Annotated in this window: 22 protein-coding genes and 1 pseudogene; 19 read left to right on the plus strand and 4 right to left on the minus strand. The window is 31.4% G+C overall.

Translation table 11 applies throughout. From position 1 onward, the window contains the following. Nucleotides 1–127 precede the first annotated feature (127 nt). The 11 genes from LQ682_RS12750 (at nucleotide 128) to LQ682_RS12800 (ending at nucleotide 13983) form a co-directional block, all read left to right on the plus strand. On the plus strand, nucleotides 128–853 hold the full coding sequence (locus LQ682_RS12750; protein ID WP_017001096.1) for a GTP pyrophosphokinase: 726 nt from the start codon (nucleotides 128–130) through the stop codon (nucleotides 851–853). Between the two features lie 181 nt (nucleotides 854–1034). After that, complete coding sequence (locus LQ682_RS12755; RefSeq protein ID WP_239705539.1) at nucleotides 1035–2111, plus strand: M42 family metallopeptidase; 1077 nt, start codon at nucleotides 1035–1037, stop codon at nucleotides 2109–2111. 342 nt (nucleotides 2112–2453) lie between these two features. Continuing rightward, the gene (desA, locus tag LQ682_RS12760) at nucleotides 2454–3431 is read left to right on the plus strand and encodes a Delta(5) desaturase DesA (protein WP_017001094.1); all 978 of its coding nucleotides are present in this window, start codon (nucleotides 2454–2456) and stop codon (nucleotides 3429–3431) included. 163 nt (nucleotides 3432–3594) lie between these two features. Continuing rightward, entirely contained in the window at nucleotides 3595–4425 is an 831-nt protein-coding gene (licT, locus tag LQ682_RS12765) for a BglG family transcription antiterminator LicT (protein WP_070045769.1), read from the plus strand. A 188-nt stretch (nucleotides 4426–4613) separates the two neighbouring features. Further along, nucleotides 4614–6524 carry a beta-glucoside-specific PTS transporter subunit IIABC gene (locus LQ682_RS12770; protein ID WP_218729434.1) on the plus strand — a complete coding sequence of 637 codons (1911 nt, stop codon included), beginning with the start codon at nucleotides 4614–4616 and terminating at the stop codon, nucleotides 6522–6524. Nucleotides 6525–6538: 14 nt separating this feature from the next. Next, nucleotides 6539–7966 carry a 6-phospho-beta-glucosidase gene (locus LQ682_RS12775; protein WP_218729435.1) on the plus strand — a complete coding sequence of 476 codons (1428 nt, stop codon included), beginning with the start codon at nucleotides 6539–6541 and terminating at the stop codon, nucleotides 7964–7966. Between the two features lie 22 nt (nucleotides 7967–7988). Then, nucleotides 7989–9443, plus strand: coding sequence for a glycoside hydrolase family 1 protein (locus LQ682_RS12780; RefSeq protein ID WP_239724512.1), 1455 nt, complete (start codon nucleotides 7989–7991; stop codon nucleotides 9441–9443). Between the two features lie 481 nt (nucleotides 9444–9924). Continuing rightward, the gene (locus LQ682_RS12785; RefSeq protein ID WP_345772933.1) at nucleotides 9925–11871 is read left to right on the plus strand and encodes a BglG family transcription antiterminator; all 1947 of its coding nucleotides are present in this window, start codon (nucleotides 9925–9927) and stop codon (nucleotides 11869–11871) included. A gap of 2 nt (nucleotides 11872–11873) precedes the next feature. Further along, nucleotides 11874–12314, plus strand: a complete 441-nt coding sequence (locus LQ682_RS12790) for a PTS sugar transporter subunit IIA (protein WP_017001092.1) — start codon at nucleotides 11874–11876, stop codon at nucleotides 12312–12314. Between the two features lies 1 nt (nucleotide 12315). Beyond that, nucleotides 12316–12600: a PTS sugar transporter subunit IIB gene (locus tag LQ682_RS12795; RefSeq protein WP_017001091.1), complete on the plus strand. Its 285-nt coding sequence runs from the start codon at nucleotides 12316–12318 to the stop codon at nucleotides 12598–12600. A gap of 21 nt (nucleotides 12601–12621) precedes the next feature. After that, nucleotides 12622–13983 (plus strand): PTS ascorbate transporter subunit IIC, encoded by a 1362-nt coding sequence (locus LQ682_RS12800; protein WP_218729438.1) that lies wholly within the window; start codon nucleotides 12622–12624, stop codon nucleotides 13981–13983. Between the two features lie 345 nt (nucleotides 13984–14328). Here LQ682_RS12800 and LQ682_RS12805 read toward each other — a convergent pair whose 3' ends face one another. From LQ682_RS12805 to LQ682_RS12820, 4 genes are read right to left on the minus strand one after another with little or no spacing between them, the layout of a single operon-like run. Further along, nucleotides 14329–15099 carry a DeoR/GlpR family DNA-binding transcription regulator gene (locus LQ682_RS12805; RefSeq protein ID WP_239705537.1) on the minus strand — a complete coding sequence of 257 codons (771 nt, stop codon included), beginning with the start codon at nucleotides 15097–15099 and terminating at the stop codon, nucleotides 14329–14331. 23 nt (nucleotides 15100–15122) lie between these two features. Further along, nucleotides 15123–15986 (minus strand): ketose-bisphosphate aldolase, encoded by an 864-nt coding sequence (locus tag LQ682_RS12810; protein ID WP_239705536.1) that lies wholly within the window; start codon nucleotides 15984–15986, stop codon nucleotides 15123–15125. Beyond that, nucleotides 15986–17392 (minus strand): PTS fructose transporter subunit IIC, encoded by a 1407-nt coding sequence (locus tag LQ682_RS12815; RefSeq protein ID WP_218729440.1) that lies wholly within the window; start codon nucleotides 17390–17392, stop codon nucleotides 15986–15988. The genes LQ682_RS12810 and LQ682_RS12815 overlap by 1 nt, the downstream gene beginning before the upstream one ends. Before the next feature lie 10 nt (nucleotides 17393–17402). Then, nucleotides 17403–17849 (minus strand): PTS sugar transporter subunit IIA, encoded by a 447-nt coding sequence (locus tag LQ682_RS12820; RefSeq protein WP_064204965.1) that lies wholly within the window; start codon nucleotides 17847–17849, stop codon nucleotides 17403–17405. Between the two features lie 339 nt (nucleotides 17850–18188). Here LQ682_RS12820 and LQ682_RS12825 point away from each other — a divergent pair, with 339 nt between their 5' ends. From LQ682_RS12825 to LQ682_RS12860, 8 genes and pseudogenes are all read left to right on the plus strand, one after another. Further along, nucleotides 18189–19331 (plus strand): NADH-dependent flavin oxidoreductase, encoded by a 1143-nt coding sequence (locus tag LQ682_RS12825; protein WP_064204966.1) that lies wholly within the window; start codon nucleotides 18189–18191, stop codon nucleotides 19329–19331. A 211-nt stretch (nucleotides 19332–19542) separates the two neighbouring features. Then, nucleotides 19543–20223: a ribose-5-phosphate isomerase RpiA gene (gene rpiA, locus LQ682_RS12830; protein ID WP_239724513.1), complete on the plus strand. Its 681-nt coding sequence runs from the start codon at nucleotides 19543–19545 to the stop codon at nucleotides 20221–20223. Between the two features lie 92 nt (nucleotides 20224–20315). Next, entirely contained in the window at nucleotides 20316–20792 is a 477-nt protein-coding gene (locus LQ682_RS12835; RefSeq protein WP_239704008.1) for a DM13 domain-containing protein, read from the plus strand. Between the two features lie 71 nt (nucleotides 20793–20863). Beyond that, nucleotides 20864–21301 carry a DoxX family protein gene (locus tag LQ682_RS12840; protein WP_017000656.1) on the plus strand — a complete coding sequence of 146 codons (438 nt, stop codon included), beginning with the start codon at nucleotides 20864–20866 and terminating at the stop codon, nucleotides 21299–21301. A 13-nt stretch (nucleotides 21302–21314) separates the two neighbouring features. Next, nucleotides 21315–21986 (plus strand): response regulator transcription factor, encoded by a 672-nt coding sequence (locus LQ682_RS12845; protein WP_239704026.1) that lies wholly within the window; start codon nucleotides 21315–21317, stop codon nucleotides 21984–21986. Continuing rightward, nucleotides 21987–23031, plus strand: a pseudogene (locus tag LQ682_RS12850) (sensor histidine kinase). A gap of 87 nt (nucleotides 23032–23118) precedes the next feature. Then, the gene (locus tag LQ682_RS12855; protein ID WP_064204972.1) at nucleotides 23119–23772 is read left to right on the plus strand and encodes a CPBP family intramembrane glutamic endopeptidase; all 654 of its coding nucleotides are present in this window, start codon (nucleotides 23119–23121) and stop codon (nucleotides 23770–23772) included. An 85-nt stretch (nucleotides 23773–23857) separates the two neighbouring features. Then, nucleotides 23858–25009, plus strand: a complete 1152-nt coding sequence (locus tag LQ682_RS12860; protein WP_147641145.1) for a polysaccharide deacetylase family protein — start codon at nucleotides 23858–23860, stop codon at nucleotides 25007–25009. Nucleotides 25010–25244 lie beyond the last annotated feature (235 nt).

Genomic DNA, 25244 nt, shown 5'->3' on the forward strand with positions numbered 1-25244 from the left:
AAAACTAAGCTCCGTTAAGCCAAATAATCATAGAACTCAGCCTCTCATTCTTTGATGTAAAATTTTTAAATGATATAATTAATAGTAAGAAAATATATTTTTATTTAAAAATATAAGGAGAATATCTATGTATATAGAAAGAAAACCATCAATTAATTTAACTGAGTTGAAAAAAGAGTTCACAAATCATTTGAATGAAATTGAGAGGCCTCAAACGACGGAACAAGCGATGGAAGAGTTATTTAATTTTGTTGAATTGCAACATACTTACGCTTCGGCTTTAGAAGAAATTGGTACAAAGCTCAAAATTTTAGATGATGAATTTCAGGTAGCTTACAAACATAATCCTATCCATCATATGGAAAAAAGGGTTAAAGAATTCCCAAGTGTAGTCAAAAAGTTAAAGAGAAAAGGTTTTCCATTGAACGCAAAGTCAGCTCGCGATAATTTACAAGATATAGCGGGTATTCGTGTAGTGTGCAATTATTTAGAGGATGTTTATACGATTGAACAGTTGCTACTAAGACAAGAAGATATTAAATTATTAAAAAGAAAAGATTACATTAATAATCCTAAGCCAAACGGTTATAAAAGTTTGCATTTAGTAGTTTCTATACCAGTATTTTTAGCTGAAAGGGTAGAAGTGACGCCAGTGGAAATTCAAATTAGAACTATCGGTATGGATATGTGGGCAAGTTTAGAACATAAGCTTAGATACAAAAACACACATATTTCAACAGAACAATACCAAGACAAACTAAAAGAATGTTCAGCTGAAATTACTAATGTCGAAAGAAAAATGCAAGAAATGAACAATGAAATTTATAAGAGTACATTTATTGAAACAGAATAATTATATGGATTAATACACCTCAAAGTTAGATGAGAAATTTAACATTGGGGTGTATTTTATTATTCAGAAAATAATTTGTTAAAAAAACTGAAAAATCAATCAAATCAATCCTTCTCATAACACTTTTGTTAAAGAGAATGATAAAATAGAAATGTTGAAAAAATATTAAGGGGGAAGTAAAATGGCTGATTCAGTAAAATTATTAAAAACATTAACAGACATTAATGGCATTTCTGGATATGAATACAATGTTAAATCTAAAATGCGCGAGTATTTAGAACCGGTTAGTGATGAAATTGTAGAAGATAATTTAGGTGGTATTTTCGGGAAGAAGAAAGCTAAAGATGGATCTAAAACAATTTTAATCGCAGGTCATTTAGACGAAATTGGATTTATGGTAACACGTATCGATGACGATGGTTATATTAAGTTTACGCCAATCGGTGGTTGGTGGAACCAAGTTATGTTATCTCAAAAAGTGACTGTCACTACAGATGATGGTAAAGAATTAAGAGGTATTATTGGATCTAAACCACCTCACGTATTAAGTCCCGAAGAACGCAAAAAGCCAGTAGAAATTAAAGATATGTTCATCGACTTAGGCGTAGGTGATAAAGAAGCGGTTGAAAAATTAGGCGTTGAAATAGGTAATATGGTAACACCTTATTCAGAATTTGAAGAGCTAGGTGATGGAAACTATTTAACAGCAAAAGCATTTGATAACCGTTTTGGATGTGCTTTAAGTGTTGATGTATTAAATGAACTAAAAAATGATGAATTAGGTATTAACCTTGTTTCAGGTGCAACTGTACAAGAAGAAGTAGGTTTACGTGGAGCAAAAGTAGCAGCTAACAAAATTAAACCAGACTTATCAATTGCAGTAGACGTAGGTATTGCTTACGATACACCTGGAATGAAGGGTCAAGATCATGATACGAAGTTAGGTAATGGACCACTTGTATTATTAATGGATGGTACAAATATCGGTCATGTTGGCTTTAGAAAATTCATTAAAAATGTAGCGAAAGAGAAAAATATAGACGTACAATGGGATAACATTATTGGCGGAGGAACAGACGCAGGTAGTATCCATGTTGCAAACGAAGGCACACCAACTATCTCAATTGGTGTACCATTACGTTATATGCACTCTAACGTTTCTGTACTTCATAAAGAAGATTACTTAAATGCTGTGAAGCTTGTTGCAGAAATTGTTAAAGCATTAAATGACGATACTGTAAAAGATATCATGTGGTAACAGAACAAAAAATAAATAATGACTTTTAACATAAAAGGATTTCATCATTAGTAGTAAAACTAGTGAGAAATCCTTTTTGTTTATAACCGAAATCCTTTAACAACAGCTTCTACATCTACTATTATGACTAAGTGCTAAATTATTATTAAAATAAAACAATTTTTTGTATTAATATTTTTTTATTTTTAAATGGCTATTGTTTGTAAACCTTGATATTATGATTTATTATAAGAACTAGAGATGGAAGTGCTTAGCTCTTTAAAGTAGTTCCTATTCTTATATTTATTGAATAAAGGGACGTGGAAAAATATCGAAAAAGAAAAGAAGAAGTTGCTTCGCAAAATGGTCAAACCGTTTGAAAACAACAATCTAAAGAAAAGTACTATTCAAATTATAAATACAATAATACCACTTGTATTATTGGTAACTGGCGGATTTTTAAGTTATCAATTACATTGGTCGTTATCGATATTATGTGGTGTGTTAGCTTCAGGATTTTTAATTAGAACATTTATAATTTTCCATGATTGCTGTCATGGATCATTCTTAAGTAAGAAAAAGAACAACGATTTATTAGGGAATATAACTGGTCTTATGACATTTTTCCCTTATGAAAAATGGCGTAGAGAACATATCATTCACCATACAAGCAGTGGTAATTTAGAAAAACGTGGTATTGGTGATATTTGGGTAATGACAATTGAAGAATATCGTGATGCATCTAAATTTACTCAATTCAAATATCGTATGTATAGACATCCGTTTGTAATGTTTATATTAGGACCAATATTCTTGATGCTTATTTCAAATAGAATGAATGCTAAAGATGCTAAACCTAAGGAAAAGCGCAATACTTGGATGCATAATATTGTATTGCTTTTATTCTACGTTGGAATGTTCTTCTTAGTAGGAGCAGTTCCATTTATGCTCGTTTTATTACCAATGTTATTTATTGCAGGTATGATGGGTATTTGGTTATTTTACATTCAACATACATTTGAAGATGCATATTTTGAAGAATCATCTGAATGGGATTATGTTAAAGCAGCGATTGAAGGTAGTTCATTCTATAAATTACCTAAAGTCTTTCAATGGATGACAGGTAATATTGGTTACCATCATGTCCATCATTTAAGCCCAAGAATACCAAACTATCAATTAGAACAAGCACACGAGAAGACACCACCATTACAACACGCGACGACAATCACGATTAAAGATAGTCTAGAATCTTTGAAATATAAATTATACGACGAAAAAAATAAATGTTTTATTACATTTAGAGAGTATACACGTCGTTTTAAAACTAAACATGTATAATAATTGAAATCGAATTGATGCTAGTCATCAATTCTATTTTTTTGTTATAAAAAATTAAATGAAAAAATAAATATTATTTCAGAAATAAAAAATGTTGTTATAATGAGAGAGGGAATTAAAGTAATTTGAATCTTCAGTGCATTTATTAAGAAGGGTGAATGTCATGAAAATAACAAAAATATTAAACAATAACGTAGTTATTTCGGTAATTAATGGTGAAGAACGTATTGTGATGGGTGCTGGTATTGCTTTCGGGAAAAAGAATGGCCACGTACTTGAAAAGGATAAAATTGATAAAGTATTTCGCATGACAAGTGAGGAACAAGAGCGCATGTTGACGCTCATAAAAGAGTTGGATGACGACGTGTTACTTGTTTCCCAGGAAATAATTGTTGAAGCGAATAAATTATATAAGGAACCTTTATCTGAATCTATTTATATTGCGTTAACAGATCATATTAATTATGCGATTAGACGTTTTAAAGAGGGAACAATTATTAATAATCCATTGTTATATGAGATTAAGAGGTTATATCCTCAAGAATTCAAAATGGGTTTATTAGGTTTGGAAAAAATTAAAGAGCATTTTAATTTGGAGTTACCTAAAGATGAAGCGGGATTTATTGCGATGCATATTGTAAACGCAAATATGAATGAGTCGATAGCTAATGTTTATGAAATTACGAAAATTACACAAAGTATTGTGAATCTTGTGCGTTATCATTTTAATTTGGATGTATCAGAAGAAGAATTAAACTATGCGCGTTTTATAACACATTTAAAATTTTTTAGCCAAAGGTTAATTAATTTTGAAAGTTTAGAAGAGATAATGGATACGTCACTATTAGAAACGTTACAGAAAAAATATTGTGAATCAAACAGATGCGTCGATAAAATTGGAGCTTTCTTAAAAAGAAATTATGACCATGAATTATCAAATGACGAAAGGGTTTATCTCATATTGCACATTGCAAGATTATTAAAATCTGCATGAAAGCGTTGACAAATAAAATGTAAGCGTTATAATTAATTTAAATTAATAAAACAATTACTTTAAACGACAAAATTTGTTGTTTGGGATTGTAACTTTAAGTAGGCAAAACCCAGAGTAATGCATTACGAACATAGGGATTCGTATGTATTATTCTGGGTTTTTTCTATGCCAAAATGGAGGGGAAAAGGATGAAATACGAAGCTTTAGCAAATGATATTGTAAAGAAAGTTGGTGGAAAAGAGAATATTATCTCTTTGACACACTGTATTACAAGATTGAGATTTCAGTTGAAAGATACGGGAAAAGCAGACACTGAATATCTTAAGAATAAAGACGGGATAGTAACAGTTATGGAATCAGGTGGACAATATCAAATAGTAATCGGAAACCATGTTCCAGATGTTTACGAAGCAGTAAGAAAAGAAGCTAATTTAGGTGATGGACCATCGAGTAGTGAAGGAAATAAAGATACTTCTTTATTTAATAGATTTATTGATTTAATCTCTGGCATCTTCCAACCGATTTTAGGTGTGTTAGCTGCAGCAGGTATGATTAAAGGTTTTGCTACATTGTTTATGACCCTTGAATGGGTGAAAGAAGAGTCGGGAACTTATCAAATAATGTTTGCAATCGGGGATGCATTATTCTACTTCTTCCCAATATTTTTAGGTTTTACAGCAGCTAAGAAGTTTGGTGGAAACCAATTTATTGGTATGGCTTTAGGTGCTGCACTCGTTTACCCTACATTGGTAGATGCAATGGCAGCAGGTAACGAAAGTGCAACAATGTTATTTAGTGGTACATTCTTTGAATCTGAAACAGCGATGACGTTTCTAGGTATCCCAGTTATATCTATGACTTATACGACTAGCGTAATTCCAATTGTATTTGCAGCATTCTTCGCATCAAAACTAGAAAAATATTTGAAGAAAATTATTCCTGATGTTGTAAAAACATTTTTAGTTCCGTTCTTCACGTTACTTATAATTGTACCGTTAACATTTATTGTTATTGGGCCAATATCAACATGGGGGGCAAACTTAATCGGTGCAGGTGTATTAGGTGTTTATGGATTTAGTCCATTAGTAGCAGGACTGTTATTAGGTGCCTTTTGGCAAGTATTTGTAATCTTTGGCTTGCATTGGGGCTTAGTTGCAATTGCAATTAATAATATTTCAACTTCTGGTTACGATGTTATTATTCCTATTATATTTGCAGCATCATTTGCTCAAACAGGTATTGTATTAGGCATGTTCTTTAGAACAAAAAACCAACAATTGAAATCTTTAAGTATCCCAGCATTTATTTCAGGATTGTTTGGTGTTACTGAACCAGCTATTTATGGTATTACATTACCAAGAAAGAAACCATTTATTTATAGCTGTATCGTTGCAGGTATTACAGGTGGTATGTTAGGTTTTGCGGGCACTAAGATGTACTTTATGGGTGGTCTAGGTGTATTCGGATATACAACATTCATAGGTGAAAATGGATTGGATTCACCATTTTGGATGTCACTGATTGCTACAGGTGCTGCACTTGTTCTTGGCTTAATTATTGGTTATTTAACGCATAGTGATAAGAATGAAGCAGAAATTGAAAAAGGAACTGAAGCTGGTGAAACCTCTACTGAAGGAATTGCAAATGATGTATTAGTAGAAGCGCCGGTAACAGGTAATGTTCTAGATTTAACAACAATTAATGATCCAGTATTCTCTTCGTTAGCGATGGGCAAAGGTATTGCAATCCAACCAGACAGTGATGTTGTGGTAGCGCCGTTTAACGGTGTGGTGGAAAGCTTATTCCCAACAGGACATGCGATTGGTCTTAAATCGGATAATGGTGCAGAAGTGTTAATTCATATTGGTATTGACACGGTTAAATTAGAAGGCAAACATTTTAAACCATTAGTATCTCAAGGTGAAACAGTTGAAGTAGGACAACCATTAATTGAATTCGATAGAAAAGCGATTGCTGATGAAGGTTTTGATACAGTTATTCCAGTAGTCGTAACAAATACGAATTTAGCGAAAGATGTCTTATTAGAAGATAATAAAGAAATAGAACAAGGTAGTCACGTATTAACAGTGATATTTTAAGGAGGAAATGGAAAATGAGTTTAAATAAAGATTTTTTATGGGGCGGCGCTATTGCACAAAACCAATGTGAAGGTGCTTACGATGTAGATGGTAAAGGATTGAGTTTAGTAGATGTGTTACCTGCAGGTGATGATAGAAAAATACCTTTATTCGATCCAGCACGTGGACTAAAAGAAACATTTGATTATTATCCAAGTCATGAATCTATAGACTTTTATCATCGTTATGAAGAAGATATTAAACTATTTGCAGAAATGGGCTTTAAAGTATTAAGAATGTCTATTTCATGGCCAAGAATTTTTCCAAAAGGTGATGAAAAAGAACCGAATGAGAAAGGTTTAGCTTTCTACGATAAAGTATTTGATAAGTTAAAAGAATACGATATTGAACCTTTAGTTACATTAAATCACTTTGACACACCCTTATACTTAGCAGAAGAATATGGTGGCTGGTATAACAGAAAAACAATAGACTTCTTTGTTAATTATAGTCGCGTTGTATTCAACCGCTATAAAGATAAAGTAAAGTATTGGTTAACGCATAATGAAATTAACATGATTTTACACATCCCTTATATAGGCGGGGGTCTAATCATTGAAGACCAAGAAAAAGCAGAACAAATAAAATATCAGGCAGCACATCATTTATTAATAGGTTCAAGTTTAGCTACAAAAGTAGGTAAAGAGATTAACCCTGATTTCCAAATTGGTTGTATGTTAGCAGCTGGGGAAGTATATCCAAATACTTGTCATCCAAATGATATGTTAGCAGCACTTAAGAAGAATAGAGAACAGTATATATTTATAGATGTACAATCTAGAGGAGAGTATCCATCATATTCTAAACGCATGTTCGAAGAATTAGGTGTGGAAATAGAACAAGAACCAGGAGATGCTGAAATTCTCAAAGAAAATACAGTAGATTTCATTTCGTTTTCTTATTATTCAAGCCGTTTAGAAAGTGGAGACGCGGAAGTGAATAAAGAAAAGGGTGCGGGCAATGCGTTCGCTTCATTAAAAAATCCTTACTTAAAAGCTTCAGATTGGGGATGGCAAATTGACCCTGTTGGATTACGTGTCACAATGAATGAAATTTATGACCGTTACCAAAAACCATTGTTTATCGTTGAAAATGGGTTAGGTGCAAAAGATGAAGTGACTGAAGATGGTAAAATACATGATGAATATCGTATTGAATATTTAAGCGAACATTTAGAACAAATGATTGAAGCGGTAGATGATGGTGTTGAACTATTAGGTTATACTTCTTGGGGCTGTATTGACCTCGTTTCAGCAGGAACTGGAGAAATGAAAAAACGTTATGGTTTCATTTATGTCGATAGAGATAACAGAGGTAATGGTACATTAAATCGTACACCGAAAGACTCATTCTACTGGTATAAGAAAGTAATCGAAACAAATGGAGAAGACTTAAGTTATTAATATTATTCGGAGGGAAATCAACATGCAGACAAATACAGGATTTAAAGACGGTTTCTTATGGGGCGGTGCGACAGCAGCAAACCAAATCGAGGGTGCTTTTGACGTAGACGATAAAGGTTTATCATCAGCTGACTTTGTGGAATATATTCCAAAAGAACAAAGAACGAAAGATAACAGTATGGAAGTTACGACTGAACATATTCAAAAAGTATTAAGTGGTGAGTATGAAGGTAGATTCCCGAAAAGAGAAGGAATTGATTTTTACTATCATTATGAAGAAGATATTAAATTATTAGCTGAGATGGGCTTTAAAGCATTTAGAATGTCTATACATTGGTCACGCATATTCCCTAAAGGTTATGAATCAGAACCAAACGAAGCGGGTTTGAAATTTTACGAAAATGTATTTAAAACTTTAAAATCATACGACATTGAACCAGTAGTAACGTTAAGTCATTATGAAACACCATATGGCTTAACAGAAAAATATAACGGCTGGATTGGTAGAGAAGTTATAGAACATTTTGAACATTATGCTAAAACAGTGTTTAAGCGTTATAAAGGGTTAGTAAAGTATTGGATGACATTTAATGAAATTAATATTATTAATATTTCACCATTTACTGGCGGTGGTATTCTTTCAGATCAATTAGAGAACCCTAAAGCAGCGTCATACCAAGCATTACATCATCAACTTGTAGCATCAAGTCTAGCAACTAAAGCATTACGTGAAATTGACGCAGATGCACAGATGGGTTGTATGTTAGCTCGTATGAAACATTATCCATATACATGTAACCCAGAAGATGTACTGAAAGCAATGCAAGATGATCAAATGAATCTATTATATACAGATGTACATGCATTAGGAGAATATCCGAATTATTATAAACAATTCTTGAAAGAAAATGACATTGAATTAGATATTCAAGAAGCTGATTTAGAAACCTTGAAAAATTATACAGTAGACTACATTTCATTTAGTTACTACATGTCATTACTTTCAGCAAATACTGAAGAAGGAATAAGAACAGAAGGTAACTTGATGAACAGTTTGAAAAATCCATATTTAGAAGAATCAGAATGGGGTTGGCAAATTGATCCAATAGGAATAAGAGTCGTATTAAACGAATTCTGGGATAGATATCACAAACCACTATTTATTGTAGAAAACGGCTTAGGAGCTAAAGATAAAGTAGAAGAAGATGGAAGTATTCATGACACTTATCGCATTGACTATTTAGAGAAACACATTTCTGAAATGAAAAAAGCAGTTATAGACGGAGTAGACTTAATGGGATATCTAGCTTGGGGACCAATTGACTTAGTATCAATGTCTACAAGCGAAATGAGTAAACGCTATGGTTTCATATATGTCGATAAAGATGATGAGGGGAACGGAAGCGGCGAAAGAACAAGAAAAGACTCATTTAATTGGTATAAAAATGTTATTGAAACAAATGGTGGAAATTTATAAAGGTCGATAAATAGAAGCTGAAGCTGGGACATTTATTAGTGTCTCAGCTTTATTTTTTAATTTTAAGAAGAATAGAAGGCGTTTTTAAGTTAATATTACATTTAATCTAATAAGAGAGTGGGGGTTCTATTGCGTAAGAAATCTTACTCAACAACGTTAAATATAAATTTCATGTAGAACGATTTTGTAAAGTGCTGACGCCTGAGGGAATAGTATGAGTGAGAGACTACAGGCTCGAACCATACCCTAGGCAAGCATGCACAAACAAAATCTTAAATTATATAAAAAAACAACTCATTTCTAGTTGATTAAATCAGTGAAATGAGTTGTTTTTTATGTTGTTTTAATACAAATATCTAAATTACGTTTAATATTTTTACTTGCTTTGATGTGAAATGTTTCGGATTATTAAACGAAGAAGTTTACACATCTAAAAGTATCGGTAAACGCTTACAATATAACTAGGGAGGTCATTTGATTGTTGAGTGAACGTCAAAGAAATATCGTATCTCATTTATCACCCGTTAAAGATTTTATAACGATTACTGAATTAGCATCTTTATTCCAAGTTTCAGAACGCACAATTCAATATGATTTGGAATATATTGAATCTTTTGCAGACCAATTAAAAATTAAAATCGAACGCAGTAAGAGTTTAGGTGTAAAAATTACATCTCAAGACGAAACTAGTTTTTTATCTGAGTCTAACGTAGAAATGGATGTACATTTTTCTAAAATTGAACGAAAAGAACAAATTATATTGAGGTTGTTTGAATCTTCTAAACCTATTAATTCTCAAAAATTCGCGGATATTTTAAACGTATCTAGAAGAACAGTAGTAGAAGATTTGAAATCTGTACAGAAATGGCTAGGTAAATATTCATTACTTCTAGAATATAAGAAAAATAAAGGTTTTATAATCGAAGGTAATGAAAAAAACTTGAGAGAAGCATACGCAAATATCGTAAGCGAGTATTTTAGAAAAGCTACGCCTCACATCGGTATGAAAAACTTTTCTAAAGAAGATTTAGAAAAAATAAGACGGACTGTAATCAATATTTTAAATGAAGAAGATTTTCATCTTGTACAAGTAGGAATCGATGGATTGATATATCACATAATAATAGCTATTCATCGGGCTAAGGAACAGTATATGTTTGAAATACCAGATGAAGAATACGAACGTTTGAGACAAACTGATGTATTTGAAATTGCGATCAAAATTACTCAGCGATTAGAAGAAATATTCCCAATTAAGTTTCCTAAAAGTGAAGCAGCTTTTATTACATTACATTTATTAGGCGCTCGTGTTACTTCTTACCATGAGTATCAAGAACACAAAAATATAACTCAAATCTCAAAATTATTCATCCAAAAAGTAAGTGCACAAATAGGTATACCCCTAATTCATAATCATAAGCTAATGACTGGTTTAATCACACATTTACAACCCGCAATTCATAGAATGACATTTAACATGGCACATTCTAATCCTTTAAAAGAGGAAATCATTGATGAATATCAAGAATTATTTCACGCGGTAAAACAACAAATATACGTATTAGAGAATCCTTTTCATATAGAATTTAGCGATGATGAAGTAGCTTATCTTGTATTACATTTTGCTTCTTCTATTGAACGGTTATCTAGTGAACAAACAACACAAATTAAGGTCATATTATTATGTGGTTCAGGTGTTGGCACTTCACAATTATTAAAAAGTCGTATAAAAAATATTTATCCTGAATTTGAAATTTTAGACGCTTTTTCTATCTATGAGATTACTGAAAAAATTCTACAGTCCCATGGTGTGGATTATATTCTGTCTACTGTACCTGTCGAAGATTTTTCTGTTCCGACGATAGAAGTATCTCCTTTTCTTAACAGAGAAGATAGAGAGCGATTAAATCAACTGATTAATGACTTTAGGGAAAGGTACGTTTCAAGCTATAAAACTATAGGTCCAACTTTAGAAGATGTACTTCCTTTCAATCATATTCAAACTAATATCATAGGTAAAAGTAGAGATGACGCTATAAAAGAGAGTGTAAAAGTATTAATAGATGAAGGGCATGTAAATGCAGCTTATGCAGGTGACATTATAAAGCATTTAGATAAATTTGGTCCTTACATGGTCATTGGACCTAATATTGCGTTACTACATTCGAACTTTGAAAATGTAAATGTCCCTGTAAGTATGTCTATAATGCATTTTAAAAATGGTGTTACTTTTGGTCACGATAGATATGATCCAGTTAAAATTATTATTATTTTAGCAACTAGTCAAGCGCAAATACATTTAAATGCATTAGGGCAACTTAGTCATTTAATAATGGATGAAGAAAAAAGAAAAGAACTACTAAATGGAAATAAAGAAAAAATTATAGAGCTCATTCATTCTGTTAGTCATAGTAAGGAGGAAATATAAACGTGACAGATTTTATTAAGGAAGAACATATCCTTTTAAGACAGAAGGTTAACAGTTGGGAAGAAAGTATACAACTAGCTTCTAAACCTTTGTTAGCTGAAGGGTATTTCACTCAAAAATATGTAGAGTCTATGATAGATAGCGTGCATGAAATGGGGCCTTATATTGTTATAGCTCCTGAAGTAGCTATTGCGCATTCAAGACCGGGCAACAATGTTGAAAAAGTAGGTCTAAGTCTATTGAAATTAGACGAACACATTAATTTTTCTGAAGACGGACATTATGCATCACTAATATTTGTCTTGAGCGCTGTTGATAATGAAGCTCATCTTGATATTTTAAGACAATTAGCAACTAAACTAAGTGATAAAAAAAGAATAAATAGATTAATAGAAGCAAAAAATTCTGAAGAAATAATAAATATATTTAAGGAGAATGATTAATATGAAAATTTTAGTAGTATGTGGACACGGTTTAGGAAGTAGTTTTATGGTTGAAATGAATGCACAAGAAGCTCTGAGAAATTTACAAGCACCATCAGATGTAGAGGTAGAGCACAGTGATATTATGACAGCTAGTCCTGATATGGCAGATTTATTTATATGCGGAAGGGATTTAGAAGAAAACGCGCAAAGATTAGGTGAAGTTGTTGTATTAGATAACATATTAGATAAAGAAGAGTTACAAAATAAATTAAGCGAAAAATTAACTGAAATGAATATTATTTAACTATAAAGGGGTGAGGGCATTATGAATTCAATATTAGGATTTATTGTAGATGTTTTGAGTCAGCCCGCTATTCTAGTAGCGCTTATAGCGTTCATAGGTTTGATTGTTCAGAAAAAATCAGGAGCAGATATTACATCTGGAACAATTAAAACGATATTAGGCTTTTTAGTATTAAGTGCAGGGGCAGACGTTGTAACTCAATCATTAGAACCATTCGGTAAGATGTTCCAAGAAGCATTTGGCGTTCAAGGGGTGGTGCCAAATAATGAAGCGATTATATCTATAGCATTAAAAGATTACGGGACTACAGCCGCTTTAATCATGATGTTCGGTATGGTCGTAAATATACTTATAGCAAGGTTCACAAACTTAAAATATATTTTCTTAACAGGTCACCATACATTTTATATGGCTGCATTTTTAGCAATATTATTAACAGTAGGTAATATTACAGGTACTTTAACAGTTGTTATGGGTTCTATTATATTAGGATTAATCATGGCAATACTTCCAGCACTTGGCCAATCTACAATGAAAAAAATTACTAAATCTGATCAAGTCGCTATCGGTCACTTTGGAACGGTGAGTTACTGGGCAGCTGGAGAAATAGGTAAATTATTTTCTGGGAAATCTAAATCAACTGAAGATATTAAATTTCCAAAAGGTTTAAGTTTTCTTAGAGAAAGTACAATTAGTATTTCATTAACGATGATTGTCTTATATATTATTGCAGCGCTATTTGCAGGTCCACAATATGTACACGCTGAACTAAGTGATGGTCAAAACTTTATTGTCTTCTCGGTTATTCAAGGTGTAACTTTTGCTGCAGGTGTATTTATTATCTTAACAGGTGTACGTTTGATTTTGGCTGAAATTGTACCTGCTTTCAAAGGTATATCAGAGAAATTAGTGCCAAATACTAAACCAGCATTAGATTGTCCTATCGTATTTCCATATGCTCAAAACGCAGTGTTGATAGGATTTTTCGTTAGTTTTATAACTGGTGTAATCGGAATGCTTATTATGTTCTTAATCGGTGGAGTAGTTATACTGCCAGGAGTTGTACCACATTTCTTCTTAGGAGCTACAGCAGGTGTATTTGGTAACGCAAGAGGAGGTGTAAAAGGAGCAGTTGCAGGATCAGCATTGAATGGTATTTTAATTACATTTTTACCATTGCTATTCATACCATTTATGGGAGATCTAGGAGCAGCTTCCACAACATTCTCAGATACTGATTTCTTAGCAGTAGGAATTGTAGTCGGATATATTACTAAGTTCTTAGGCATTGCTGGCGTTATTGCATTAGTAATTATCATTGGTTTATTAGGTGTACTATTGCAAAAACGAGCTAATAATAAACTGTCTGAAGAAAAATCATAAATATATCGCTTTATTTGATATATATTATCCTGTCAACAGAGTATAGACTTTGTTTGGCTAAACAGTTTTAGTAAAATGATAAGTTGACATACTAAACTAAAAATCCCTTCACTATAGGAAATAGTGAGGGGATTGGTGTGTCTATACAAATCTTTTATTAATTGAAATATAATATCATAAAGAGTGGAAATACAAAATTAATTTACACTTTTATATATAATTAAATATAAAAAGAGAATTTAAAGAACGATTTAAAAATAAATGACAGAGCTAAATATATTTAAAATCACATATTTATGATAATTTATCTATTTTCAAAATTGAAATTACTCTGATTGATAGAAATTAAAGTAGCCATTTAATATTATTTTTTTGTAATAAGTTAATAGAGTCTTGAGTTAGTTTATAATCTGTAATTATGGTATCTACATCTTGTAAAGATAAGCTTTTATGAATATATTTATTGTTGAATTTTTCATCAGTTACTAGTAACACTAAGTGTTTAGAATTCCTTCTAAAGGCCTGTTTAATCAATGCTTCTCCTTCTGTAGTTTCTGTTGCTCCTTCTTTTAAATCAAATCCTCTGCATGATACAAAAGAGATATCTGCATAATAAGTTAAGGCATCATTAAAAGCTTTAGAACCATTTATGGTATTTCTTTTTTTTATAACTGTCCCACCTAGAATATTAATATGAGCGTCAGTAAACTCTGATAATAATGAAGCAGTAAGAACACCATTCGTAATAATTTGTAAACCTTCAAACTTAGCTAACATTTTAATTAAATGTAAAGTAGTGGTGCTTGAATCTATAAATATTACCATATCGTCATTAATAAGGTCTTTTGCTTTCTCTGCTAATTTATGTTTATTATCTTGTTCATTAAAGTTAATTATTTTCATTAAATAAGGCAAATCTATTTTTTGATTATCGATGATCATAGCTCCACCACGTGTCCTTCTAACGAGACCCTTTTTTTCCAATTCTATCAAATCTCTTTTAACAGTAGCTTCACTGTATTTTACGAGTTCTATCAAGTCTTGTATTCTTGAAAATTGAACAATCTTTAAATGATTGATTATAATTTGTTGACGTTCTTCTATTATTTTAAGCATGGATTTAACCACCTTTGTAGAAATTACTTATATAATTTTGCTTTACCTATAGTGTTCAGTAAATTCATTTTATATTCAACTACTTTTTTTAATTTTTTATTTGCTTCTGGGTAAACTTCATTAGGTTCATACATATTCTTATTATCAATTAAAGTTTGTCTAACTTGTTCAAAAAAGACACTTTTTAAATCAGAACTTAAATTTACTTTACCCACACCATAAAGAACAGATTCACGTACTTCTTCATCAGGATTTCCAGAGCCACCATGTAATACAATAGGAATAGATAATCTTGAATTTATTTCTTTAAGTAACTCTATATTTAATTCTGGTTTCTTTCCTTTTGGATATAACCCGTGTGATGTACCAATGGCTACTGCTAATGTGTCAATGTTGGTTTCTTTAACAAAATAATCTGCCTGATCAGGATCTGTGTATATAATTTCATCAGTTCCACCTTCAGTAGAAGCATTATTTCCTATTGTACCTAGTTCTGCTTCTACTGAAACATCTACATTGTGTGCTAACTCAACTATTTGTTTAGTAATAGAAATATTATCTTCGAAAGATTGAGTAGAAGCATCAATCATTACTGAAGTATAACCGTTTCTAATTGCCCTTGTAACATCGAACAGTGTACTACCATGATCCAAATGAATAACGACTGGAACTTTACTATTAAGGGCATAAGCTCTTACAATTGACACAAAATTATTTCCTAAATATTCAATTTCATCTGGATGTATTTCTAGAATGACAGGACACTCTAGCCTTTCAACTTCTTCCATAATTGATTTAAGCATATCAAAACTAGATATATTAAACGCAGGAACAGCAAATTTATGCTCATTTGCAACTTTTAGTAAATCTTTCATATTATATAACATTATAACTCCACCTTATTTTTAATAATTTCATTTGATTTCTCTTTTTGTTCAAAAGTGATTTTTTTCTTTAGTAACCCAACTGACAAAGCTGTAACCACTGTTCCACTAATGATGGCGATGATATATATAAATATATGATTAATTACATTTGGAATAAATAAAATCCATATACCTCCGTGAGGAGCTAAAGAAGTTACACCACCACTCATAGATATTGCCGCTGCAGTTGCAGAGCCTAATATAAGACTAGGGATGACTCTAAGCGGATCTGCAACGGCAAAAGGTATCGCTCCTTCTGTAATATATGACGCACCTAATACCCAACAAGATTTTCCAGATGTTATTTCTTCTTTAGTGAATTTATTTTTGAAAATAAGTGTCGCTAAAGCTAGACCTAGTGGAGGAGTCATACCAGCTACCATACAAGCAGCAATAGGCGCATTAACACCGGCTGACATTAATCCTATAGAAAATGTAGAAATCGATTTATTAATAGGCCCTCCCATATCTGCTGCCATCATAGCTCCAATTAATAAACCGAATAACATACCAGATGACTGTCCTAAACCATTTAACCAGTGAGTCAGTGTATCTAGTAGCCATGATATTGGAGTATTGATTAGGAAAATCATTGCAATGCCCACTATAAATATAGAAAAAAGTGGTACAATTATTAATTGATAAAGTGCAGATACTGATTTTGGTATTTTAACTTTATTTGCTAAAATATTTGTTACATAACCAGCCATTAACCCGCTAATCATCCCCCCTAAAAATCCTGATCCATCAACTGTTGCAAGAGTTCCTGCAACCAAACCAGGCGCAAAACCTGCTCTGCCAGCTATTGAAGAAGCAATACCAGCAGATAAAGCTGGAACCATTAATTGGAATGCTGTATCTCCACCTATCTTAGAAAGTGCAGCTGCAAATCTATTATATGATTCTGAATCAGGATCAGCAGAATTTATACCAAAAGCAAAACTGATGGCTATTAATATACCACCTGCAATTACAAATGGGAGCATATAATTTACGCCATTCATGAAGTGATTATATATACCTGATTTATTATTTGTATTACTTTCATTATTTTCAATATTTGTCATATCGATATCATTTATAGCATCTTCTATGATGTTTTTAGGCATTTTAATTGCTTGTGCTGTTGAAATCTTTTTGACTTTTTTTCCAGAGAATCTGCTTAAATCTATTTCTTTATCTATTGCTAAAATAATTAAATCTGAGTTATTTATATCATCTTCAGTTAAAATATTTTCAGTCTTTGAACCTTGTGTTTCAATTTTTATATTATGACCTAGGTTTTCAGCAGTATTAGTCAATTTTTCAGCAGCCATATAAGTGTGGGCTATACCTGTAGGACATGCTGTAATTCCAATGATATTCATAATATTCCTCCTATACAGATAAAATATCTAAAATTTCATCTGCTTGTTCAGCATTTTTAATGTCATGTCGAAAATCTGGATTCATCAAAAGACGAGCCAATTCACTTAATAAATCTAAGTGTGAAGCTTGTGCAATTTTTGGTAATGCAATAAGAAAAACTATGTTAATTTCAGAATCATCTAATGCTTTGTAATCACTAATTTTAGAAGTTTTTGCAAAAGTAATAATAGGTTTATTTATATATTTAGATTGGGCGTGAGGTATACCGAAACCATCTTCAATCCCCGTAGAAACTATACTTTCTCGTTTAAGTAGATCTTTTAGAAACTTTTTCCTGTTCTTTAAATATCCGTGTTCATCTAATATTTCTGTGAGTGAATTAAAGAGTTTACTTTTAGAAGAAATTGTTTCGTCAAAAATAAAAGTATTTTTATCAATAAGTTCAAAAATCTTCACTATAACACCTCCTTGTATCTTTAGTAAGCGCTTACTAATTGGGTATAAGCATATCAATAGGATTCATAGTGTTCAATAGTTTGAACGGTTTATGTCATTAGTGATAAATGTAAGTCAAAAAGTTAATAATTATGAATGAAATCGTTCAATTAAATAAAAATGTATTTCTTTAAAGAAGTAATTAAAAACAAATACAGAATACAAAAATTAATAATAATTATTGTTAATTTTATACAAGGAATTTCAATATATAAAATTCCTACCATAGCTATAAGCATTAAATTAGTAACTTCTAAAATAATGATGTTATAGTGTTATTTCATAAGGAGGACTTAAAAAATGAATGCGAAATATGAACCTTTATTTAAAGAACTAAAATTACCGAATGGTGTAGTATTAAGAAATAGATTTGTGTTAGCGCCTTTAACACATGTGTCTTCTAATGATGATGGCAGTATTTCTGATATTGAATTACCATATATAGAAAAACGATCTCAAGATGTTGGGATTGCTTTGACTGCAGCAAGTTATGTTGAACCGCTTGGTCAAGCATTTCCTGGACAAGCTTCTGTTTCTAAAGAAGCGGATATAAGTGGATTATCTAAGCAAGCTGAAGTTATGAAGAAAAATGGTGCTAAAGCATTAATTCAAATTCATCACGGCGGTGCAATGTCACTACCTGGTTTAACACCTGATGGCGACGTTGCTGCACCGAGTGAAGTAGAAGTTAGAGGGTTCGGTCAAAAAGAGACACATAAAGCTAGACCTTTAACTGTAGAAGAAATTGAACATTCTATTGAATCATTTGCAAGAGCAACACGTATCGCAATTGAAGCGGGATTTGATGGCGTTGAAATTCATGGTGCCAATCACTATCTAATCCATCAATTCTTCTCTCCTTACTACAATAGAAGAGATGATGAGTGGGGCGAACATTTACGTTACCCTCTAGCAGTTGTAGATGCAGTAACAAAAGTCGTAAATGAACATGCTACACCAGATTTTATAGTAGGTTATCGCTTTTCTCCAGAAGAAGTGGAATCTCCAGGTATTTCTATGGAATTAACTGAACAACTTGTCAAAACATTGTCTGAAAAACCGATAGATTATTTACACGTATCTCTAATGGATATTCACTCTGAAACAAGAGAAGGTGAATATAAAGGAGAACAACGTGTTAAATTATTGTTAGACTGGATAAATGGACGTTTACCATTAATAGGTATTGGCTCTATATTTACAGCTGATGATGCTATCGCTGCTCTTGAAACTGGTGCACCTCTTATCGCTTTAGGTAGAGAATTGCTATTAGATTACGAATTCATTAGCAAAATTAAACAAGGCAAAGAAGATGAAATTGTATCTATGTTCGATCCTGAAAGAACAGACAAACATGAATTAACAGAACCATTATGGAAACAATTTAATGCCGGTTTTTACCCGTTACCAAGAACAGATGAAGAACCTTCAAATACAAAATGATAATTTGTATGTTTTCACATAGATACCCTACAAAATAAATATAAAATGATAGTCACCCATAAAATTTAGATTCAATTCTAATTTTTATGGGTGATTTTTTATGAAATATCAAAGTATTCTCAATCAATACGTTAGGATGTTTGCACTATGTATATTTATAATGATGTTAAGTTGAATTTTAAACATATAAATATAGATTGAGGTGTCCATAATGAATCAAGATGAGTTAAAGGAAAGTGTAGCGATAGAGGCTATTCAATATATAGAAGATGATATGAAAGTAGGTCTAGGTACTGGGTCTACGATGTATTATGCTATTAAACATTTAGGTGAGCGGGTTACAGAAGGATTAAATATTGTTTGTGTACCTACATCTGAAAAAACAGCAGAATGGGCTAAAAAATTTAAAATTCCTCTTAGTGATTTTTCAGAAATAAGAAGTTTAGATATCGCAATTGATGGTGCAGATGAAGTGGATGAGAATTTACAATTGATTAAAGGTGGCGGCGGTGCGCTATTAAGGGAGAAAATAGTTGCTGATGCAGCTAAGAAATTTATCGTTATTGTAGATGAATCAAAAGTAGTCAAAATACTTGGTAAGTTTAAGTTGCCGATAGAGGTCATACCATTTGGATGGAAAATTACAGCGCAATCTATAGAGTCGTTAGGATGTAAAGCAATTTTAAGAAAAAAAGAAGAAGAGATTTTTGTTACTGATAATCAAAATTATATTCTTGATTGTGATTTTTCAGAAATTCATCACCCTGAACAGTTAAATCATGCACTTAAATCTATAGTTGGAGTTGTAGAAACAGGATTGTTTATTAACATGACTAAAAAAGTACTCGTAAGTCGAAGTGCAACAAATGAAATTAATGAAATAAATATTTAAGAATTACTTTATGGTAGTTAATAAACAGTTAATGGTTTAATAGAGTTGTACTTTATACAATTAACATATCAAATTAAAAGGAGATGTGTTAAATGAAATTTTCAACTACGATTTTATTAGGTGCATGTGGTAATAACGATATGAAAAAAGACGAAAAAATGGAAACAAAAAGTGAAATGAAAGATAAAGAAATGGACAAAGACATGGATATGAAGGACAAAGAGATGAAAGATAAAGACATGGACATGAAAGATAAAGATATGAAAAAAGACGATATGATGATGTCTGGTATGTTTAAGTCTATGAATGGTGAAATGGTTGAAGGTAAAGCAACTATTAAAGATCATAAATTAATGCTTACTGATTATAAATCTTCTAAAGGTCCAGACTTACATGTTTATTTAACAAAAGATGGCGATGTTGAGAACGGTATACAAATTGATAAAGTAGATTATGACAAAATGGAACAAACTTTTGATTTAAAAGATATGGATGTTTCAAAATATAACGAAGTAACAATATATTGTAATAAAGCGCATGTAACATTCGGTAGTGCCAAATTAAAATAAAAAATTACTTCTATTAGGGGAATTCGGGTAAACCGTTTTTCCCTATCATGTTATATAAAGGAGAAAACATCATGAAAAAATTATATCAAATTATATTTTTAATCATACGCATTGTAAGTGGCATATACATTTTAAGACAAGGTTATGAAAAGTTAACAGGTGGTTTCAGTTTAGGTGGTCTTACTAAAGTCATTGCACAGAATCAAGACTCTCCAAAATGGTATAAACATTTCTTTAAAATTATTATTGAACCTTACACTTCTTATTGGGAATGGATTATTCCTATTGGTGAAATAATGATTGGTTTGGCTCTCATCATAGGTTTCCTAGAGTATTCTGCAGCTCTATTTGGTATATTTATTATGATTAATAACATTCTAGCAGATATGATTTTTACATACCCTGTACAATTATCTGGATTTATATTTATTGCGCTTAATAAAGAATGTATTAATTCAACATCTGTAAAAACATTTATCAATAAGTTTAATAAGAAGGAAGCAGGATGACAACAGGGCAAAAATACTAATCGTAGACGATGAACAAGATATTCTGGATATCTGTAAAACGTATTTTGAATATGAAGGGCACCAAGTAATTACAGGAACCAATGGACAAGAAGCAATTGAGCAAATAGATGATTCTATTGACTTGATGATATTGGATATTATGATGCCTGAGGTAAATGGCTATGAAGTGGTTAAGAAGATGAGAGAACAAAGTCTTGATATTCCATTTATTTATTTAACAGCAAAGACACAAGAAAATGACACAATTTATGCTTTAACTTTAGGGGCAGATGACTATATAAAGAAACCTTTCAGTCCTAGAGAATTAATTTTAAGATCACATAATTTATTAAATCGTAGTAGAAAATTTAATAAACAAGATTATTTAACATTCGATTCCATGACATTATGTAAGCAAGAGAAAGTATTGAAAATAAACGATGAAGAGATTCCACTACGTGTAAGAGAATTTGATTTATTATGGTATTTAGCTGAACGTGAAAAAACAGTTATTTCTAAATCTGAATTATTAGAGAAAGTTTGGGGATATGACTATTACGAAGATGCGAATACAGTGAATGTACACATACGTAGAATTAGAGAAAAGTTAGAACGACAAGATTTCCACGATTATGTTATTACGACAGTTTGGGGATTGGGATATAAATTCGAGAGGGCGAAATAAATGTTAACAATCAGAACTCAAATATTAATTGCATTTATAAGTAGCATTGTGTTAACGACAGCCATCTTAACGGTTGCATATAAATGGATGTGGTTCGATGCTCATACAACGTTGTTACTAACTATAAGCGCTATTATCGCAAGTTGTTTAACAACGGCTATTTGTATTTTATTTATTAATCCACTCGTCAGACGGATTCGTTTAATGAATTTGCAGACAAAACGTGTAGCCCAAGGTCATTATAATGAAACAGAACTTAATATTGATAGTCCGAAAGAGATGAGAGAACTTAGTCATTCATTTAATACGATGGCACGAAATATTGAAATACAAATTGAACAAGTGAAGCATGAACAACAGGAAAAATCAGAAATGGTACAAAATTTATCACATGATTTAAAAACACCTTTAGCAAGCATTACCTCATATTGCGGAAGGTCTCAAAGATGGTGTTATTTCAACAGAAGAGGAGCAAAATAAAGCTTACGATGTATTAATTAAGCAATCGCAAAGAATAGCTACTATGTTTGATGAATTAACGAGTGTTATGAGTTTGAATACTGTTTCAAGGAACAATTATGAACTTGAAACGATTTATATAGATAAGTTGTTCGTTTCTATATTACAAACTTATGAACAACAAGCCGCGTGCGAATCGAGAACGATTGATGTTAATTTATGTGATGAGGTGCAATCCTTTAAACAATATCGGGTTCCATTAGAATGTATTTTATTGAATATTATTGATAATGCGATAAAATTTACAGGCCTTGGTTCAAGAATAGAGTTAAAAGTGAATCAAGAAGCGGGGAATATTCTTGTTATAACTGTGTCTGACGATGGGACGGGTATAGCGAGCGAACATTTAAACCGTATTTTTGATAGAACGTATAGAGTTGAAGAATCTAGAAACAAGACTACCGGCGGGTCAGGGTTAGGTTTGTATATTGCGCGAAATTTAGCACATCAAATGGATGGTGTTTTAGAAGTTGAAAGTAAAATTAATATTGGATCTTCATTTATTTTAAAAATTCCTATGAAATAAAAGTGTTTAACTAAGATTATTGGTATAATAATATAAAAGAATTGATATAAATTAGGGATGGCTTTATTAAAAATGGGGAAGAATAAAATGAACTTAAACAGAGTATTAAATGATACGAATCCAATATCTACAAAAAGATATAAATATGTATTTTGGCAATCTATATTACTCATTATCATGCTAACTGGAGCGTACACTTCTATTGGTCTGGCTCAAAATTTATGGATATTGCTTTTAGGCGTTGTGTTATTTGGGTTGTCACTATATCTTATAGAAAAGTTTAAATTAAATATTTTTGAAGTAAAGCCAATTAAACGTACATATTTGTTATATATGTTATGTGCTACTTTAATTGGTCTTGTTATTTACTGGTCAATTTCATTAATAATTGGTCAGCCACATAATCAATTAGAGGTTTATCAAGATTTAAAATATTTACCTATCATGATATCCATTATAATTTTCGTAATTTTAGGACCGATTTTTGAAGAGCTCATCTTTAGGATGCTTATTATGAAAGGTATTTTTAGAGGTCATTTATTAGTTGGATATATAGTGTCTAGTGTTCTATTTGGCTTGATACATGGACCTTTAAACGTCGGGGAATTTTTAATTTATTGTGGGTTAGGTTTAGTATTTGGCGCAATTTATATTTTGACTAAGCGTTTTGAACTTGCCATACTATGCCACGCATTCAATAATCTTCTACATATTTTAATCTTTATATTATTTTATAATTAAATTATTATTTACCTCACTTTACATTAATTGGAAATAACGCTAGTATTATAACTATAAATATATTTAAAAAGGAGATGGGGACTTCTTGAAAAAAATACTAAACAGTATTATATATTTAATAGTTATCGTAACAGTACTTTCCGGTTGTCAACAAGATGAACAGAAAACGAATAAAGCACCAAAGAAGGCTACTGAAAATAAAGTTTCGCAAAAATATGATGCTAAACAAGATAAAGAAGATGAAAAAAGTTTGGAACCATATAATGGCGTTATCCATCACTTGTTTGTCCATCCTAATGTACCTTATCCTAAACGTGCGTTTACAGGAGAACAAGCAAAAGGATATTTTGATTGGATGTTAACAACACATGAATTTGAAGCTGCCATTAAAGAACTGCATAAGAATAATTATATTTTAATAGATCCTCATGATGCATATGATTTTTCAGGAGATAAAGTTAAGAAGAAAGAGTTAAAATTACCAAAAGGAAAAAAACCTTTAATTTTGTCAATTGATGATATGAATTATTACGACTATATGCGTAAAAATGGTAATGTTAATCGACTCGTATTAAATGAAAATAAAGAAGTGATTTCAGAATCAACAGATGATCACGGGAAGACCGTTAAATCTTCACAAGAAGCAATTGTACCAATTTTAAATGAGTATGTTAAAGAACATAAAGATTTCTCTTATAAAGGCGCTAAAGGTGTTGTTGCATTAACAGGCTACGAGGGCGTACTGGGTTATCGTACAAATGAATTAGACAGTAAAGACTATGAAGAAAGAAAGCAAGACGCTAAAGAAATAGTGAAAGTCATGAAGCGTGACGGGTGGCAATTTGGCAGTCATTCTTATGGCCATATAAACTTTACAAATAGTAGTTATAATCAAATTGTTCAAGATACGAAGAGATGGAAGAAAGAAGTAGAACCGATTATAGGTAAGACTGATTTATTCATTTATCCTTTCGGAGCAAGAGTAGAAATTGGTTCTCCAGCATTTAAGTATTTATCAGAAAAAGAAGGTTTTAAACTGATAACATCAGTTGGACCACAAGAATATGAACAGTTAACACCCCATGCCGTTACACAAGATAGAATTGCAATAGATGGTTTGAATTTATCAAAAGGAAAATATAAATTAAAGCCATATATGGACCCAGAACAAGTATTTAATAAAGAAGAAAGAAAATACTTTAAAGGTGGTAGTGATAGTAGTGGAGGTCAATTTTAAGTTTGGAAAATACAGAGCTAACGTGCTTGTTTGAAAAGTCTAGCCTATTAGAAAATGTAACGAGCTAGATAAAAATAACTAGCCTGTTAGAGGTAATTATCTCATGTACTTAGGATGAAATCATATTAAAATTATGGAAAATACAGTCAAGTCCATATTTATGTGTAATATCTTTAGAAGTAATCAACCATTGGTTTTTTAGAATGTATTAACAAAATAAATCTGTTTGATTTTT

It is taken from the genome of Mammaliicoccus sp. A-M4 (assembly GCF_022386955.1).
Taxonomy (GTDB): domain Bacteria; phylum Bacillota; class Bacilli; order Staphylococcales; family Staphylococcaceae; genus Mammaliicoccus; species Mammaliicoccus lentus.

What these genes read in the sequence shown, in the direction of transcription:
- LQ682_RS12750 (WP_017001096.1), top strand. Translation starts at nt 128, where the DNA reads ATGTATATAGAAAGAAAACCATCAATTAATTTAACTGAGTTGAAAAAA.
- LQ682_RS12755 (WP_239705539.1), top strand. Translation starts at nt 1,035, where the DNA reads ATGGCTGATTCAGTAAAATTATTAAAAACATTAACAGACATTAATGGC.
- desA (WP_017001094.1), top strand. Translation starts at nt 2,454, where the DNA reads ATGGTCAAACCGTTTGAAAACAACAATCTAAAGAAAAGTACTATTCAA.
- licT (WP_070045769.1), top strand. Translation starts at nt 3,595, where the DNA reads ATGAAAATAACAAAAATATTAAACAATAACGTAGTTATTTCGGTAATT.
- LQ682_RS12770 (WP_218729434.1), top strand. Translation starts at nt 4,614, where the DNA reads ATGAAATACGAAGCTTTAGCAAATGATATTGTAAAGAAAGTTGGTGGA.
- LQ682_RS12775 (WP_218729435.1), top strand. Translation starts at nt 6,539, where the DNA reads ATGAGTTTAAATAAAGATTTTTTATGGGGCGGCGCTATTGCACAAAAC.
- LQ682_RS12780 (WP_239724512.1), top strand. Translation starts at nt 7,989, where the DNA reads ATGCAGACAAATACAGGATTTAAAGACGGTTTCTTATGGGGCGGTGCG.
- LQ682_RS12795 (WP_017001091.1), top strand. Translation starts at nt 12,316, where the DNA reads ATGAAAATTTTAGTAGTATGTGGACACGGTTTAGGAAGTAGTTTTATG.
- LQ682_RS12800 (WP_218729438.1), top strand. Translation starts at nt 12,622, where the DNA reads ATGAATTCAATATTAGGATTTATTGTAGATGTTTTGAGTCAGCCCGCT.
- LQ682_RS12805 (WP_239705537.1), bottom strand. Translation starts at nt 15,099, where the DNA reads ATGCTTAAAATAATAGAAGAACGTCAACAAATTATAATCAATCATTTA.
- LQ682_RS12810 (WP_239705536.1), bottom strand. Translation starts at nt 15,986, where the DNA reads ATGTTATATAATATGAAAGATTTACTAAAAGTTGCAAATGAGCATAAA.
- LQ682_RS12815 (WP_218729440.1), bottom strand. Translation starts at nt 17,392, where the DNA reads ATGAATATCATTGGAATTACAGCATGTCCTACAGGTATAGCCCACACT.
- LQ682_RS12825 (WP_064204966.1), top strand. Translation starts at nt 18,189, where the DNA reads ATGAATGCGAAATATGAACCTTTATTTAAAGAACTAAAATTACCGAAT.
- rpiA (WP_239724513.1), top strand. Translation starts at nt 19,543, where the DNA reads ATGAATCAAGATGAGTTAAAGGAAAGTGTAGCGATAGAGGCTATTCAA.
- LQ682_RS12835 (WP_239704008.1), top strand. Translation starts at nt 20,316, where the DNA reads ATGAAATTTTCAACTACGATTTTATTAGGTGCATGTGGTAATAACGAT.
- LQ682_RS12840 (WP_017000656.1), top strand. Translation starts at nt 20,864, where the DNA reads ATGAAAAAATTATATCAAATTATATTTTTAATCATACGCATTGTAAGT.
- LQ682_RS12855 (WP_064204972.1), top strand. Translation starts at nt 23,119, where the DNA reads ATGAACTTAAACAGAGTATTAAATGATACGAATCCAATATCTACAAAA.